Origin of the sequence: Scopulibacillus cellulosilyticus (assembly GCF_042665295.1) — a bacterium.
GTDB classification, from domain to species: Bacteria; Bacillota; Bacilli; order Bacillales; family Sporolactobacillaceae; genus Scopulibacillus_A; species Scopulibacillus_A cellulosilyticus.
Map to the genome: position 1 here is coordinate 1 of NZ_JBHTCO010000002.1, position 13,280 is coordinate 13,280.

At 40.3% G+C, this 13,280-nt stretch carries 13 protein-coding genes, 16 tRNA genes and 1 rRNA gene; 27 read left to right on the top strand and 3 right to left on the bottom strand.

The features are described from left to right. Positions 1-166: 166 nt before the first annotated feature. The 18 genes from rrf to ACFQRG_RS01065 all read left to right on the top strand — a co-directional run bounded on the left by rrf (position 167) and on the right by ACFQRG_RS01065 (position 2,902). Positions 167-282: ribosomal RNA gene (gene rrf / locus ACFQRG_RS00980) — 5S ribosomal RNA — on the top strand. 58 nt (positions 283-340) lie between these two features. Next, a tRNA-Asn gene (locus tag ACFQRG_RS00985) sits at positions 341-415 on the top strand. 2 nt (positions 416-417) lie between these two features. Further along, a tRNA-Ser gene (locus ACFQRG_RS00990) sits at positions 418-509 on the top strand. An 11-nt stretch (positions 510-520) separates the two neighbouring features. After that, positions 521-595: transfer RNA gene (locus ACFQRG_RS00995), tRNA-Glu, on the top strand. A gap of 71 nt (positions 596-666) precedes the next feature. Then, positions 667-742, top strand: a tRNA-Val gene (locus tag ACFQRG_RS01000). 15 nt (positions 743-757) lie between these two features. Beyond that, positions 758-834 (top strand) — tRNA-Met (locus ACFQRG_RS01005). 285 nt (positions 835-1,119) lie between these two features. Beyond that, a tRNA-Asp gene (locus tag ACFQRG_RS01010) sits at positions 1,120-1,195 on the top strand. 18 nt (positions 1,196-1,213) lie between these two features. After that, positions 1,214-1,289: transfer RNA gene (locus ACFQRG_RS01015), tRNA-Phe, on the top strand. A 13-nt stretch (positions 1,290-1,302) separates the two neighbouring features. Continuing rightward, positions 1,303-1,375, top strand: a tRNA-Thr gene (locus tag ACFQRG_RS01020). Between the two features lie 70 nt (positions 1,376-1,445). Beyond that, positions 1,446-1,530, top strand: a tRNA-Tyr gene (locus ACFQRG_RS01025). A gap of 13 nt (positions 1,531-1,543) precedes the next feature. After that, a tRNA-Trp gene (locus tag ACFQRG_RS01030) sits at positions 1,544-1,617 on the top strand. A 12-nt stretch (positions 1,618-1,629) separates the two neighbouring features. Then, positions 1,630-1,705, top strand: a tRNA-His gene (locus ACFQRG_RS01035). 15 nt (positions 1,706-1,720) lie between these two features. After that, positions 1,721-1,795 (top strand) — tRNA-Gln (locus ACFQRG_RS01040). Positions 1,796-1,801: 6 nt separating this feature from the next. Continuing rightward, positions 1,802-1,876, top strand: a tRNA-Gly gene (locus ACFQRG_RS01045). Between the two features lie 11 nt (positions 1,877-1,887). Next, positions 1,888-1,962: transfer RNA gene (locus ACFQRG_RS01050), tRNA-Cys, on the top strand. 15 nt (positions 1,963-1,977) lie between these two features. Beyond that, positions 1,978-2,066 (top strand) — tRNA-Leu (locus tag ACFQRG_RS01055). 28 nt (positions 2,067-2,094) lie between these two features. Further along, positions 2,095-2,179, top strand: a tRNA-Leu gene (locus ACFQRG_RS01060). 204 nt (positions 2,180-2,383) lie between these two features. Further along, positions 2,384-2,902, top strand: a complete 519-nt coding sequence (locus ACFQRG_RS01065) for a hypothetical protein (RefSeq protein ID WP_380962752.1) — start codon at positions 2,384-2,386, stop codon at positions 2,900-2,902. 95 nt (positions 2,903-2,997) lie between these two features. On the opposite strand, the gene ACFQRG_RS01070 is transcribed toward ACFQRG_RS01065, so the two are convergent. Beyond that, complete coding sequence (locus tag ACFQRG_RS01070) at positions 2,998-3,426, bottom strand: cell wall hydrolase (RefSeq protein WP_380962754.1); 429 nt, start codon at positions 3,424-3,426, stop codon at positions 2,998-3,000. A 175-nt stretch (positions 3,427-3,601) separates the two neighbouring features. Here ACFQRG_RS01070 and ACFQRG_RS01075 point away from each other — a divergent pair, with 175 nt between their 5' ends. Then, a complete protein-coding gene (locus ACFQRG_RS01075) occupies positions 3,602-4,468 on the top strand; it encodes a thermonuclease family protein (protein WP_380962756.1) in 867 nt (288 codons plus the stop codon). A gap of 144 nt (positions 4,469-4,612) precedes the next feature. On the opposite strand, the gene yvfG is transcribed toward ACFQRG_RS01075, so the two are convergent. Continuing rightward, positions 4,613-4,837: a protein YvfG gene (gene yvfG / locus ACFQRG_RS01080; RefSeq protein ID WP_380962758.1), complete on the bottom strand. Its 225-nt coding sequence runs from the start codon at positions 4,835-4,837 to the stop codon at positions 4,613-4,615. Between the two features lie 19 nt (positions 4,838-4,856). After that, complete coding sequence (locus ACFQRG_RS01085) at positions 4,857-5,528, bottom strand: B3/B4 domain-containing protein (RefSeq protein WP_380962760.1); 672 nt, start codon at positions 5,526-5,528, stop codon at positions 4,857-4,859. A gap of 144 nt (positions 5,529-5,672) precedes the next feature. Here ACFQRG_RS01085 and queG point away from each other — a divergent pair, with 144 nt between their 5' ends. The 8 genes from queG (at position 5,673) to ACFQRG_RS01125 (ending at position 12,867) form a co-directional block, all read left to right on the top strand. Beyond that, positions 5,673-6,860 carry a tRNA epoxyqueuosine(34) reductase QueG gene (gene queG, locus ACFQRG_RS01090; protein ID WP_380962762.1) on the top strand — a complete coding sequence of 396 codons (1,188 nt, stop codon included), beginning with the start codon at positions 5,673-5,675 and terminating at the stop codon, positions 6,858-6,860. An 11-nt stretch (positions 6,861-6,871) separates the two neighbouring features. After that, positions 6,872-7,393, top strand: a complete 522-nt coding sequence (locus tag ACFQRG_RS01095; RefSeq protein WP_380962764.1) for a methylated-DNA--[protein]-cysteine S-methyltransferase — start codon at positions 6,872-6,874, stop codon at positions 7,391-7,393. 200 nt (positions 7,394-7,593) lie between these two features. Next, on the top strand, positions 7,594-8,481 hold the full coding sequence (locus ACFQRG_RS01100; RefSeq protein WP_380962766.1) for an amidase domain-containing protein: 888 nt from the start codon (positions 7,594-7,596) through the stop codon (positions 8,479-8,481). Between the two features lie 73 nt (positions 8,482-8,554). Further along, positions 8,555-9,028 (top strand): tRNA (uridine(34)/cytosine(34)/5-carboxymethylaminomethyluridine(34)-2'-O)-methyltransferase TrmL, encoded by a 474-nt coding sequence (gene trmL / locus ACFQRG_RS01105; protein WP_380962768.1) that lies wholly within the window; start codon positions 8,555-8,557, stop codon positions 9,026-9,028. Between the two features lie 264 nt (positions 9,029-9,292). Further along, positions 9,293-10,504 carry a quaternary amine ABC transporter ATP-binding protein gene (locus ACFQRG_RS01110; protein WP_380962770.1) on the top strand — a complete coding sequence of 404 codons (1,212 nt, stop codon included), beginning with the start codon at positions 9,293-9,295 and terminating at the stop codon, positions 10,502-10,504. After that, entirely contained in the window at positions 10,488-11,327 is an 840-nt protein-coding gene (locus ACFQRG_RS01115) for an ABC transporter permease (RefSeq protein ID WP_380962772.1), read from the top strand. The genes ACFQRG_RS01110 and ACFQRG_RS01115 overlap by 17 nt, the downstream gene beginning before the upstream one ends. An 81-nt stretch (positions 11,328-11,408) precedes the next feature. Then, positions 11,409-12,293: a glycine betaine ABC transporter substrate-binding protein gene (locus tag ACFQRG_RS01120; RefSeq protein WP_380962774.1), complete on the top strand. Its 885-nt coding sequence runs from the start codon at positions 11,409-11,411 to the stop codon at positions 12,291-12,293. Positions 12,294-12,525: 232 nt separating this feature from the next. Further along, entirely contained in the window at positions 12,526-12,867 is a 342-nt protein-coding gene (locus ACFQRG_RS01125) for a protein YmzB (RefSeq protein WP_380962776.1), read from the top strand. Positions 12,868-13,280: the final 413 nt, after the last annotated feature.

The window sequence follows — 13,280 nt, forward strand, 5'->3', positions numbered from 1 at the left end:
TGATGAGGTTGATAGGTCTGAGGTGGAAGCGTGGTGACACGTGAAGCTGACAGATACTAATCGGTCGAGGACTTAACCAAATTACAGCATGTCTTATATTCGCTACTGGTTTTGAAGGTTCAATCTTCAACTAAATAAAGGTTTGTCATTAATAACAAACCAATAGTCTGGCGGCAATGGCGAAGAGGTCACACCCGTTCCCATCCCGAACACGGTCGTTAAGCTCTTCAGCGCCGATGGTAATTGGGGGCTTCCCCCTGTGAGAGTAGGACGCTGCCAGGCAAAACTAAGTAATTATCATTAGTTTAATGTTTTAATTGATAATTTTCACCAATATTATTCCACAGTAGCTCAGTGGTAGAGCAATCGGCTGTTAACCGATCGGTCGTAGGTTCGAATCCTACCTGTGGAGCCAATGGAGAGCTGTCCGAGTGGCCGAAGGAGCACGATTGGAAATCGTGTAGACGGTCAACGCCGTCTCGAGGGTTCGAATCCCTCGCTCTCCGCCAGTAAATTTATTGGCCCGTTGGTCAAGTGGTTAAGACACCGCCCTTTCACGGCGGTAACACGGGTTCGAATCCCGTACGGGTCACCATTTTAATCATAAAAAAACTCTTGTAAAGTTGTTAGTTATCAAATATAATATTACTTGTCACGTTCCAAATTGGAGGATTAGCTCAGCTGGGAGAGCATCTGCCTTACAAGCAGGGGGTCGCAGGTTCGAGCCCTGCATCCTCCACCATATAATTTATATTGTCGCGGGGTGGAGCAGTTCGGCAGCTCGTCGGGCTCATAACCCGAAGGTCGCAGGTTCAAATCCTGCCCCCGCAACCACTATTTATCAAATGTACGTCGTCGATTTGACTTCATTGTTCATTTGATATCTGGAGTACCCTTGTGGTGCAACCAATCTACAACATGAATAAGCTTCTCTGCAGATTTGCGACGAGAAGTTGGCGTTACTTCTTGAATATCCATCGGTGCAGGAGCACGGTTATCTCAAGTTTTCATCTTTGAACTGCGACGAGAAGTGGAATAATCATCTTAGAATATTCATCGGCGCAGGAGCAATACAACGCCAAGCTTATTCAATATAAGTGCACAAACTAATTTAACCATGGTCCCGTGGTGTAGTGGTTAACATGCCTGCCTGTCACGCAGGAGATCGCCGGTTCAAATCCGGTCGGGACCGCCATTTTGAAATCATCATCATGGCTCGATAGCTCAGTCGGTAGAGCAGAGGACTGAAAATCCTCGTGTCGGCGGTTCGATTCCGTCTCGAGCCACCACCAAATATAATATGCCGGCCTAGCTCAATTGGTAGAGCAACTGACTTGTAATCAGTAGGTTGGGGGTTCAAGTCCTCTGGCCGGCATTCTTTTAAAAAAGTAACTATCTGTCAAGCAAAGTCTTTATTCTAGCATTTGCGCTTTGAATTTAAATTCGGAGGGATAGCGAAGAGGCCAAACGCGGCGGACTGTAAATCCGCTCCCTACGGGTTCGAAGGTTCGAATCCTTCTCCCTCCACCATTAATATAATTATAGGGGTATAGTTTAACGGTAGAACAGAGGTCTCCAAAACCTCCAGTGTGGGTTCGATTCCTACTACCCCTGCCACTTAGTAATATGGCGGTTGTGGCGAAGTGGTTAACGCATCGGATTGTGGTTCCGACATTCGTGGGTTCGATTCCCATCAACCGCCCCATTAATAAAGTTATTTTGGGCTATAGCCAAGCGGTAAGGCAACGGATTTTGGTTCCGTCATGCGCTGGTTCGAATCCAGCTAGCCCAGCCAGGATACGCGGAAGTAGTTCAGTGGTAGAACATCACCTTGCCAAGGTGGGGGTCGCGGGTTCGAATCCCGTCTTCCGCTCCATTTTATATATCGGCGGCATAGCCAAGTGGTAAGGCACGGGTCTGCAAAACCCTTATCCCCCGGTTCGAATCCGGGTGCCGCCTCCAAATTTTATCTGCCTTGCCGGGGTGGCGGAATTGGCAGACGCACAGGACTTAAAATCCTGCGGTAGGTGACTACCGTGCCGGTTCGAGTCCGGCCCTCGGCACCATCTTTCTTCTTATAGTAATGTTTTATATGCCGGTGTGGCGGAATTGGCAGACGCGCACGACTCAAAATCGTGTTCCTTCGGGAGTGTCGGTTCGACCCCGACCACCGGTACCACTTACATAAGAAAATGCTTTTATATTAACGTTTCTTACAGAAGTAAGGAACGTTTTTATTTTACCCATTGAAGAGTATTTGTATATAATTAACAGTATGAAGTTTATAACTAATTTCTTAGAAAATTAAAGAAGTAAATATTAAGTCAGAAAATATAAATAATGTTATAATATAAAGAAGAGTATCTTAAGGGGTTGTCTGCTTTTGAGCAAGTTAAAAATTAAACTTCAAAATGGAAATAGAAAAGTTGAGCTTGAAATGGAAGACCATTCAGATGACATGCAATCTCGTATTTTTTTTGAGTGTCTGAATTTTATTAATAGTAACCAAGAAACTGCTGTAAAGGAAGAAAATGAGTATGGGCTTGAGGATATAAAAAATGGCTACCAGGCTTTAAAGTCTGAAAAAATTGGATTACATCATCCAATATCGGAGTTTTTCCCATATACCGGCGTAAAAATAAGAAATAATGAAGCACGTTATCAGCTTTTTTATATTTGTGACGGCGATGGATGCGGGCATCGCGGTAAACACTTTATCCGCAGCGGTACAATCTATGTAAATTGTCATGAGTGCAGCCATCGTATGCGGGTAAGACATGCTGATTATAGAGGGTTGCCGCATCAAGATGAATACGGTAATTACTTTATTGCAGGAGCATTTGAAAGGTCTCCTGAACACGATAATCATAAAGAAAATACTGATAAAACAGGTACTACATAAATATAATACGAAGAACCCCATTTAATTGAAAATGGGGCTCTTTTGCATTAGAAATCGATAAATGAGTTTTTAATATGCTGTTATTATGCGAATTATTAAAAGGTGTTATAAACATTTTGACAAGTTTCAGATGTCGGTTCATAAAAACAATGCAGTTTGTAACGCCCAACTAAAGGCTGATTATACCAGCGCGCCGGACAATTGCCCGACGGCTTAAAGTACCACAGACTATATTTGGCTGGCCAATGTTTTGCACCATTAATTGCTTTCCGGGCTAAGCGCTTTTCACTTTCTCTTGCCCTTTGATAGAAATAACCATGTATCACAGCTTCAAATGCATGCGGCTGATAAACCATTTGCGGAATTGTACGAATCCCTTTAAAGTCGGAACAGTTCGCCCTTATCCTGTTAATTCCCACATTCCCGACGAGCATCATTCCTAAAGTTCCTTCTCCCTCAGCCTCAGCTCTAAGCAATCTTGCCAAAAGCGAAATATCTGATGAATTAGCACTAACAACAGCCATGACTTCACCTCCAGTATGCTGCTATCTGTATCATATTACTTTTGAGTTTGGTTAATAACCATAAAATTAATCTATAAATTTATGAACTAAAGCTGATTTTATTATTACTATAGAATCTTACCTGCATTTTGATAGAATAATAGAATATAATATAACGATATTTATATATAAGGTGATGTATTTGAAAAAGTTAACAATTATTTTTACAGCATTTTGCTGCGCATTAGTAATACTTGCAGGATGCGCCGTACCGTCAGCATCGAATTCTCATTCTGGAAGCGAACACGCTAAAACTGGTTATTCACAGAAGGCATCAACTGACTCCGCATCAAATCAATCTCATAAAAAACTTGTTAAGGCAAAGGTTATTAAAGTCATTGATGGAGATACGATTAAGGTTCGTCTCAATGAAAAAGAAGAAACGGTAAGATTTTTATTAGTTGATACGCCGGAAACCCATCATCCTCGTCTTGGTGTCCAGCCGTATGGACCTGAGGCAAGTCAATTTACACATAAACTGTTGGATGGAAAAACAGCAGATCTTGAACTTGCAGTTGGCGGCGGGCGTGATAAATACGGCAGAGTTCTTGCTTATGTATATGTGGACGGCAAATCCGTAGAAGAAGAATTATTAAAACGCGGGTTAGCCAGGGTGGCATATGTTTATCCGCCTAATACAAAATATGTCGATGAATATCGTGCGATTCAGAAGAAAGCTCAGAAAAAAGGCATTGGCATTTGGTCAGTTGAGGATTATGCGGGAAAAGACGGCTATCACCCCGAGGTTATAAATAATAATAAAAAGGGTACAGATCGTTTTAAAAATACTGAACAAGATCAATCCTCATCATCACATGCTTCATCTTTTTCACCGGATAACAACGGCAACTGTGATGGACAGATTAAAGGCAACATTTCAGGAAACGGAAATAGAATTTATCATGAACCGGGAGATCAGTCTTATAAAGTGACAAAGGCTGAAAAATGTTTTACAACAAAACAAGCCGCTGAGCAGGATGGTTTTCGGGCACCGAGAAACTGATTAAACAGCAAAAAACAACGAGATATTTGATAAATGTTATTGTTGAAGCCAAAGCTGTTTGCACCGTGGATAAAAAAGTTATCGTAAAAACAATTAGCGATCACCATGACGGTATGATGATCGCTTAATTTCGCTAAAGAAAGTTTATTGATATTCGGCCTTTACTTCGTTATAAGCCTCGTCCAAATTCCGAATCCGGCGGACAAGTTCAAAGTTTTTGTTAAGGTTATCATGAATGATTGTTGATACAACCGAACGGTAATAGCTGTTTGCAGCTTGCGTCGGATTAAGGACTTCTTTACTTTTTTCAATATGAACACGAAGCGCTTCTTTAAAATAATCTACGCTGAATTTGTCTGTATTAGCCATAAAAACGACACTCCTTATGTTAATTAATGATTTTATAGTAAGCCTTACCGCTGTGAATATGGGTGAACATATTCATTATTTCAGTGATTATTTTTGTTGAAGTACTGTTATCTATTGAAGGTTTTAAATAAACGATTTGCAGGGCATTTACAGTATCACGGGTGACCATGGTTCTCTTAGAGTCAACGATCGGGCTGCCGAAGGCGCCGCTTTCATCCGCGGTTATTAATTTTCCCTTCATTGACATCTCCCGGCCATTAATGCCTTCATACTGGTCATTTTCACTGCCTAAGGTTAATTGAATATCGCCGTTAATATGGTCTAAGTCATAAATACCAAGCGGAATTTCATATTTCAATGAGAAAAAATTGTTCAAATCGGCTGCGGAATGGATAGAAGGTAATGCTTGTCCTTTTTTTAGGCGCCGAAACAAAGCTTCTTGAGATGGCCGGTAACGTGAAGGATCAATGTCTAAGGATTTAAAGATTTTTCGCCATTCAGAAACACCATCGATGTCTGTAACACCTTTTTCCTCTAATGCCAACATTATTTCCTCATAAAATAGCTGAAATCGCCCTTTAATCATTTGCGGTAAATCGCTAACCGCGATATCATGGTAAGTAATCATGCCTATATGTATGGAAGGGCATTTTTCTTTAACGGTATTATTAATCATAATTGATTGATGCATATGACCCACCTCATTCATTCCTTTCCATTAAGTTTATCATAAAGTGAACCTTCCATCAGCAGGAGCTTTCTTTCATACTTTTACGGACGGTTTCACCGGGATAAATAACTATTGTTGCAGGATGAGATTCAAAGGGTGATCAAAATGAATATAAATAACCTAAAGCATAAATTAATTGAATACAGCCGGGAAATTGGCATCGATAAGATCGGGTTTACGACTGCTGATCCTTTTGAATCATTGAAAGCCAGGCTTTATCAACAACAGGCTCTTGGTTATCAATCAGGATTTGAAGAGAAAGATATAGAAAAACGAACGGAACCCGGTAAGCTTTTAGAAGGGGCGCAATCAATTATTGCGATTGCTCTTGCCTATCCTTCAAAATTTAAAGATAAACCGGTAAACACAAAAGGACATCGGCGGGGGTCTTTTTCCCGGGCGTCGTGGGGAATAGATTATCATAATATATTAAGAAGCCGTCTGAATAAGCTTGAGGCATATATTCGTGAATTTTTGCCGGAAGCAAAAATAAAATCAATGGTCGACACAGGTGAATTGTCAGACCGGGCAGTTGCTGAACGTGCGGGGATTGGCTGGTCGGGTAAAAATACGAATCTTATTACAGAAGAGTTCGGGTCTTATGTATATCTTGGTGAAATGATTACAAACATTCCTTTTGAACCTGACCAACCTGCTGAAGACTTATGCGCCTCATGTCATTTATGTGTTGACCATTGTCCGACAGAAGCACTTGTTCAAGGCGGTCAATTAAATGCTAATAAATGTATTGCATTTTTAACACAAACGAAGCAGGATATTCCTGAGCCATATAGAAAAGCAATAGGGAACAGACTTTACGGCTGTGATACATGCCAGCAAGTTTGCCCGTATAACAGGGGAATGGACCATCATTTTCATGAAGAAATGGAGCCAGACCCGGCACTGGTTAAACCGCTTCTCAAACCGCTATTAAAGATAAGCAACCGTGAATTTAAAGATCGTTATGGGTTCATGGCAGGCTCCTGGCGGGGAAAAAAGCCGATTCAGCGCAATGCGGTGATAGCCTTGGGCAACTATAAAGAAGTAAGTGCCGTTCCTGATCTTATTGATCTAGTGGAAAGTGATCCAAGACCGGTAATACGAAGCAGTGCCATATGGTCTCTCAAACAAATGATCTCTCGCTGCTCTGATGAAAGCATTGAACAAGCAAAATATCGGCTCGAACAAGTCGTTTCAAATGAGGAAAATGAGGATATTAAAAAAGAAATCAATCTTCTCCTTGAACAGATAAAGCAATGCAAGGAAACAGTTAACTGGGAGACGGAGAATTAAGAAGGGGTAATATGGTTAAAAAACCTTATATTTATATTGATGATATGGAAAGTCCAGTAGGAATGTTAACGATTGCTTGCCATCAAGATGGATTGTGCAATATCGAATTTGGGGATATCGATACAGCATTTCCTAAGATCCAGACTTGGGCAAAGAGGAATATGATCCGGAATGATATTAAGCAAGACTCTGATTATACAAAAGAAGTGGTCAATCAGTTAAATGAATATTTTCAAGGCGAAAGGAAAAGCTTTGATTTGCCTCTCTATTTGAAAGGCACACCATTTCAAATAAAAGTATGGGAAGCCTTGCAAGATATTAAATATGGGGAAACAAAAACTTATAAAGATATAGCCGAAGCGATAGGCAAACCGAAAGCGGTCAGAGCAGTCGGCGGTGCAAACAATAAGAATCCTATATCAATTGTTGTGCCTTGTCACAGAGTGATCGGATCCAGCGGCTGCCTAATCGGATACGGCGGCGGTTTAGATAAAAAACAGATATTGCTGGAACATGAACAAAAGTATTTATAGAACTAATCAAGCACGCTAAGAAAGTTCAAAGCGTGCTTTTCTGTATTCTGATTTGAATGATTATTGCAATAGACAGTTGCACCGGGATAAAATACTATGGCTTTTTCTTTAACATACCGACAAGCCCTGGGAACATATTTTATAAAGATAGGCAGGCAAGGCAACTGTTGAAGTATGAGAGGAAGGGCGGGTACGTTACCATGAAGTGGTTAAGTGAACTGAAAAGCCATCTCAAAAAGACAGGTGAATTTTGGGTTGATAAAGCCTATGATCGCTATCATGTCGTAACGGATGCGGAACGGGGGGCAATTATTAGAAAGAAACAGCTGCTTCAAGATCGCAAGGCAGAGATTGTTAAAAGCATCGTAAATGGACGGCTGACGGGAATACAAGAATTTAAAGATGAAAAAAAAGTTAATTATATCAGCCATCTAAAGTGGCTTATTAAACAAAAGAACTATTTTTATGTGGAAGAGCATCTGGAAGAGAGGCAGGCTATTTTTGAAAATGGTAAATTAATAATGGATAGGATTAAGATAAAAGAAACTCCGGGTAATGATGGGGATTCTAATAGCCCAAAGTTGGTCTCAAGACGGGCAAAGGGGTTTAAATATAATCGGCTCAAGGCTGTGAAGTATGCGGATCAATGGTGGGACAGTTTTAATCCGGAATTCCAAGGGTTTGATGTCGATTGTACAAATTATGTGTCACAATGTATCTTTGCCGGGGGAGCACCAATGAAGGGGAAATATAATAAATCATCAGGATGGTGGTATGAAGGGAAAAGCTGGAGTTACAGCTGGACGGTCGCAAACGCCTTTCGGTTATATTTAAATCATGTAAACAATCATTTAGGTGCTGTTGCTGTTGAAAAGCCGGAGCAGCTTGTTCCGGGGGATGTTATATGTTATGACTTCCAAGGAGACGGCAAATGGGATCACACCACCTTCGTAACCGAAAAAGATGCTTATGGCATGCCGCTTGTCAATGCCCATACCACGAATTCACGGCACCGTTATTGGTCCTATGAAGATTCAACAGCCTGGACAGCTAATATAAAATATAAATTTTACCACTTTGAGGATTAAATGAATTTGTAACATTCATTGTAAATGCTATAATAATACAGAAAACTTAAGACATTAGAGGTGCACTGAAAAAATGGGATTACATGTTGTTCTTTATCAACCAGAGATTCCGTCAAATACGGGAAATATTGCAAGAACTTGCGCAGGAACGAATACGAAGCTTCATCTGATACGGCCGCTTGGCTTTTCAACTGATGATAAAATGTTAAAGCGCGCGGGATTAGATTATTGGAAGTACGTTGATATCAATTACTATGATTCATTGGACGAATTGTATGCAAAATATCCTGAAGGCGAATATTTTTACTTAACCAAATTTGGAACGAAGCCGCATACTGCCTTTGATTACACTGATCAATCAAAAGATTATTTCTTTGTCTTTGGCAGAGAAACTAACGGATTGCCGGATGAAGTAAGAGAAGCTAATAAAGATCATCTTTTAAGATTGCCAATGTCTAAGGTTATGCGGTCATTAAATTTATCAAACACAGCAGCAGTAATGGTCTTCGAAGCTTTACGGCAACAGAATTATCCAGGCCTCTCATAAGATCAGGCAACAAAGCAGCTGCCTGACTAAGCTCCGTAGCAGCTTTGCGACGAGAAGTGGTGCTGCTTCTCTGAATATGCTTCGGCGCAGGAGTATGGATATCCAGATCTTTCATAATTTAAAATCAATAGGTTGAGGCAGTCTGAGTAAGACTGCTTTTTTCATATAAGTGAAAATGTGTTATGATAAATATTAGTTTCGGAATATTTAATAAAATGAATTATTCTGTAAATTAATTATATATGTATTGAGAGGGGAGATATATTGAAGAAAATCGAAGTGAAAAATTTAACAAAAGTTTTTGGCGCCCATCCTGCAAAAGCTTTAGAAATGATCCGACATGGAAAAGAAAAAGATGAAATTTTCAAAGAAACAGGGATGACCATTGGGGTTAATCAAGCCTCTTTTTCGGTAGAAAGCGGGGAAGTCTTTGTTATTATGGGTCTTTCCGGCAGCGGAAAATCTACTTTGGTAAGGCTGTTAAACCGTCTGATCGATCCAACAGATGGTTCAGTCCTTATAGATGGTGAAGATGTTGCTAAGATGAACTCAAATGAACTCCGGCAAATTAGGCGAACAAAGATGGGGATGGTGTTTCAACGATTTGCGCTGTTTCCTCATAAAAATGTCCTGGAGAATGTTGAGTACGGGCTGGAAGTTCAAGGTGTCCCTAAATTGAAACGCAAAGAGAAGGCCTTGCAATCACTAAACCTTGTCGGGTTGAAAGATTATGCCGATGTGACCCCGGGTGAACTATCGGGCGGTATGCAGCAGCGTGTCGGTCTTGCCCGTGCGCTTGCGAATGATCCGGATATTTTACTTATGGATGAAGCCTTTAGTGCACTTGACCCGCTGATTCGGAAAGACATGCAGGATGAAATGCTGGAATTGCAGTCTTCTATGAAAAAAACAATCATTTTTATTACACATGATCTGGATGAGGCTTTAAGAATCGGTGATCGTATTGCCCTGATGAAAGATGGGGTTATCGTTCAAATCGGCACACCGGAAGATATCTTAACAAACCCGGCAAATGAATATGTAGAAAAGTTCGTTGAAGATGTTAATATCACGAAGGTTTTAACGGCAGGTTCAATCATGAAACGTGCTGAGGAACTTATTTTAGGAAAAGATGGCCCGCGGGTGGCTTTAAAACGTATGAAAGAAAAAGGATTGTCGGGATTAATGGTTGTTGACCGGGACCGTAAACTTATCGGCTTTCTGACGGCGGATGCCGCCAAAGAAATGATGAACAACAAGCAGGAAGCAAAAGACATGAAAGAGGTGCTGGTGAAGGATATTTTAAAAGTTCATATTGATTCGCCTGTCAGTGAAATATTGCCGCAAATGGCGGAAATGCAATTTACTTATCCAGCGGCAGTTATTAATGATGAAGGCAAGCTCAGGGGCGTTGTTGTTCGCGGTGCCATTTTCGCAGCTCTTGCCGGGAATGGGGGAAATGTCAGTGCTACCTAAAATACCTTTAGATCAATGGGTGAACGCGGTTGTCTCCTGGATGCAAGATAATTTAAAACCGTTTTTTCATGTCATCACGAACATTATTCAACCAATCGTTGACTTCTTTCAAATGATTTTAACTATCTTGCCTCCAGCTTGGACAGCGGTTATCATCGCATTTATTGCACTTGTTGCAACGCGTTTATCTATTTCTTTGTTTACTTTGATCGGCTTATTGTTAATTGATAATTTAGGCTATTGGCATGAATGCTCAGAGACATTGGCACTTGTTCTGACAGCAACGATTATCTCAATTGTCATAGGTGTTCCATTAGGGATTTTGACAGCTAAAAGCAATCGTTGGCAAAAGTTTATTATTTTAATTTTGGATTTTATGCAGACAATGCCTGCATTCGTTTATTTGATTCCGGCAGTCTTTTTCTTTGCATTGGGAGCAGTGCCGGGCGTTATCGCTTCAGTTATTTTTGCTATGCCTCCGACAATCCGTCTGACTAACCTCGGCATTCGGGAAGTTTCTAAGGATTTAATTGAAGCGGCAGATGCTTTTGGCTCTACAGGTATGCAAAAATTAATTAAAATTCAGCTCCCGCTTGCAAAGTCTACGATTATGGCAGGCGTTAACCAGACGATTATGTTGTCATTGTCGATGGTTGTTGTCGCTTCAATGATTGGTGCGGGCGGATTAGGTTCGGTTGTCCTTCAGGCGATTACACGTTTGGAGGTTGGAAAAGGATTTGAAGGCGGACTCGGCATTGTTATTATAGCAATTATTTTGGACCGGATTACTCAGGGCGTTGGCAAGGCCCGTAAATCCCAATAAAAGCCGTTTGTATAAATTTCCGTGGTTTTATGTTGTTAGATTTATAGTTTCATATAGGGTAAAACGAAAGGAGCGTGTTGCATGAAAAGAAGAACCGAATATATCATTTTTGCTATTGCAGCAATAATTGTTATTGTCGGCTCCTTATTTTCCGGGGAAAAATTTACTTTTAATCATAAACAAAACGATACAATTAACATCGGATATAACAATTATGTTGAAAGTGTTGCAGTCGTTCACTTATGGAAACAGCTTTTGGAGAAAAAAGGTTATCATGTTCAATTAACGCAATCTGAGAAAGCACCGTTATATGCCGGATTAGCCAATGGCAGTGTGGACGTCTCCCCGGAAGTTTGGCTGCCGACAACCGATAAGCCATACTATGATAAGTATAAGAACCAGATAGAATTACACGATGCCTGGTATAAAGGAACCAATCTGGGGCTCGTCGTTCCAAAGTACATGAAGGACATCAATTCAATTGAAGATCTTAATAAACATAAAAAAGAATTTATGAGGAACGGGAAACCATCAATTGTTGGTATTGATGCAGGGGCTAGCGAAATGAAGCTGACCCAGAAAGTAATTAAGGACTACGGTCTTGATTTCAATCTGATTCAAAGCTCTGAGTCTGGAATGATGAGTGAACTTGCAAAAGCCTACAAAGATAAAAAACCTGTCGTCGTGACGCTTTGGAATCCTCACTGGGCTTTCAATGCCTATAAATTAAAATATCTTAAAGATCCTAAAAATATATATGGCAAACCGGAAACCATTTATTATGCATCACGGAAAGGGTTCAAAAAAGATAACCCTAAAGTAACTAAATATTTGGATCAATGGTATATGACACATAAGCAGCTTGGCGACTTGATTTTAAAAATTGAAAAGTCCAGCCCGGAAAAAGGTGCAAAGCAATGGATAAGGGAAAATCCGGATTTAGTTAAAAAATGGCTGAAGGATTAACAAACAGGTGCGGCTTTAAGGGCTGCACCTTTATATTTATCATTTAACGTAGAAGTCCCTTCCTTAAGCTTTGCTGGGTGGAAAATGGTCAAGCAAACAACACTGAACAGCTATCAACAGGCCGAAAAGGCGGGGTAAACGAGATTCATTGCAGAAGCGGTGATTGATTTTCCAAAAAAATCAAGTCATAAATTTTACCCTTTGAGAAATAATAAGCCTTGAGGTGATGGCATTGAACGGATACAATAATCAAATTAATGCAATCCAACAATCATTATCATCATGGGGCGGCCAGCGAATTTTAATTACGAAAGAAGAAAATGGCGACCTTGATCAAACGATTTTAAATCTTGAACGGGTTGAAATGGATGAAAATCATTTTATTGACGGATATACGTCTGATCATTCTATTCAGCTTGTAGGGAATGGGCAAACGATCATTGAACATGGCAATTTGCCGCTGCCTTACCAGTCATACGACATCCCTATTGAAAATATATACAAAGTATCTGCGGATCAAGGCCGTATTCTCATTAGAACAGATCGCGGAACTTATACAATAACGACAGTTTAGTAAAAAAAACTTGGCTGGTGCCAAGCCTTAAAGGCGAAGGCAATGCCTAGTACTCCAGAGCACAAGTCTCGCTTACTCACTCTGTTCACAGTCTCGCTTTGTTGAACTGATACTATCAACCTAATCTTGGGAGCTGCGTCGAATATACATCTATGTTGCCAAGATATATTTTCAGATAGTGTTAAAAGGAACCCCTCTATTGGCTTAAGAAGCCAATAGAGGGGTTTCGACTATGTTACTCTTGAGCATCGGGCTCATCATTATAGCCTGCAGTGAAGATAGAGACAAGAAAAGCTATGGAGACACATATAATAAAAAATAATTTCATAAAAGCAAGCCCCTTTCTTTTCACTAATCATATCTTGATTATACAGAAAAGTTAGTCATTTGTGAATTTAAATCTCAAAGGTTTT

Bases quoted from the DNA above. Each gene is read 5' to 3' on its own strand.
- ACFQRG_RS01070 (WP_380962754.1), bottom strand. From the start codon at position 3,426: ATGGCTGTTGTTAGTGCTAATTCATCAGATATTTCGCTTTTGGCAAGA.
- ACFQRG_RS01075 (WP_380962756.1), top strand. From the start codon at position 3,602: ATGTATTTGAAAAAGTTAACAATTATTTTTACAGCATTTTGCTGCGCA.
- yvfG (WP_380962758.1), bottom strand. From the start codon at position 4,837: ATGGCTAATACAGACAAATTCAGCGTAGATTATTTTAAAGAAGCGCTT.
- ACFQRG_RS01085 (WP_380962760.1), bottom strand. From the start codon at position 5,528: ATGCATCAATCAATTATGATTAATAATACCGTTAAAGAAAAATGCCCT.
- queG (WP_380962762.1), top strand. From the start codon at position 5,673: ATGAATATAAATAACCTAAAGCATAAATTAATTGAATACAGCCGGGAA.
- ACFQRG_RS01095 (WP_380962764.1), top strand. From the start codon at position 6,872: ATGGTTAAAAAACCTTATATTTATATTGATGATATGGAAAGTCCAGTA.
- ACFQRG_RS01100 (WP_380962766.1), top strand. From the start codon at position 7,594: ATGAAGTGGTTAAGTGAACTGAAAAGCCATCTCAAAAAGACAGGTGAA.
- trmL (WP_380962768.1), top strand. From the start codon at position 8,555: ATGGGATTACATGTTGTTCTTTATCAACCAGAGATTCCGTCAAATACG.
- ACFQRG_RS01115 (WP_380962772.1), top strand. From the start codon at position 10,488: ATGTCAGTGCTACCTAAAATACCTTTAGATCAATGGGTGAACGCGGTT.
- ACFQRG_RS01120 (WP_380962774.1), top strand. From the start codon at position 11,409: ATGAAAAGAAGAACCGAATATATCATTTTTGCTATTGCAGCAATAATT.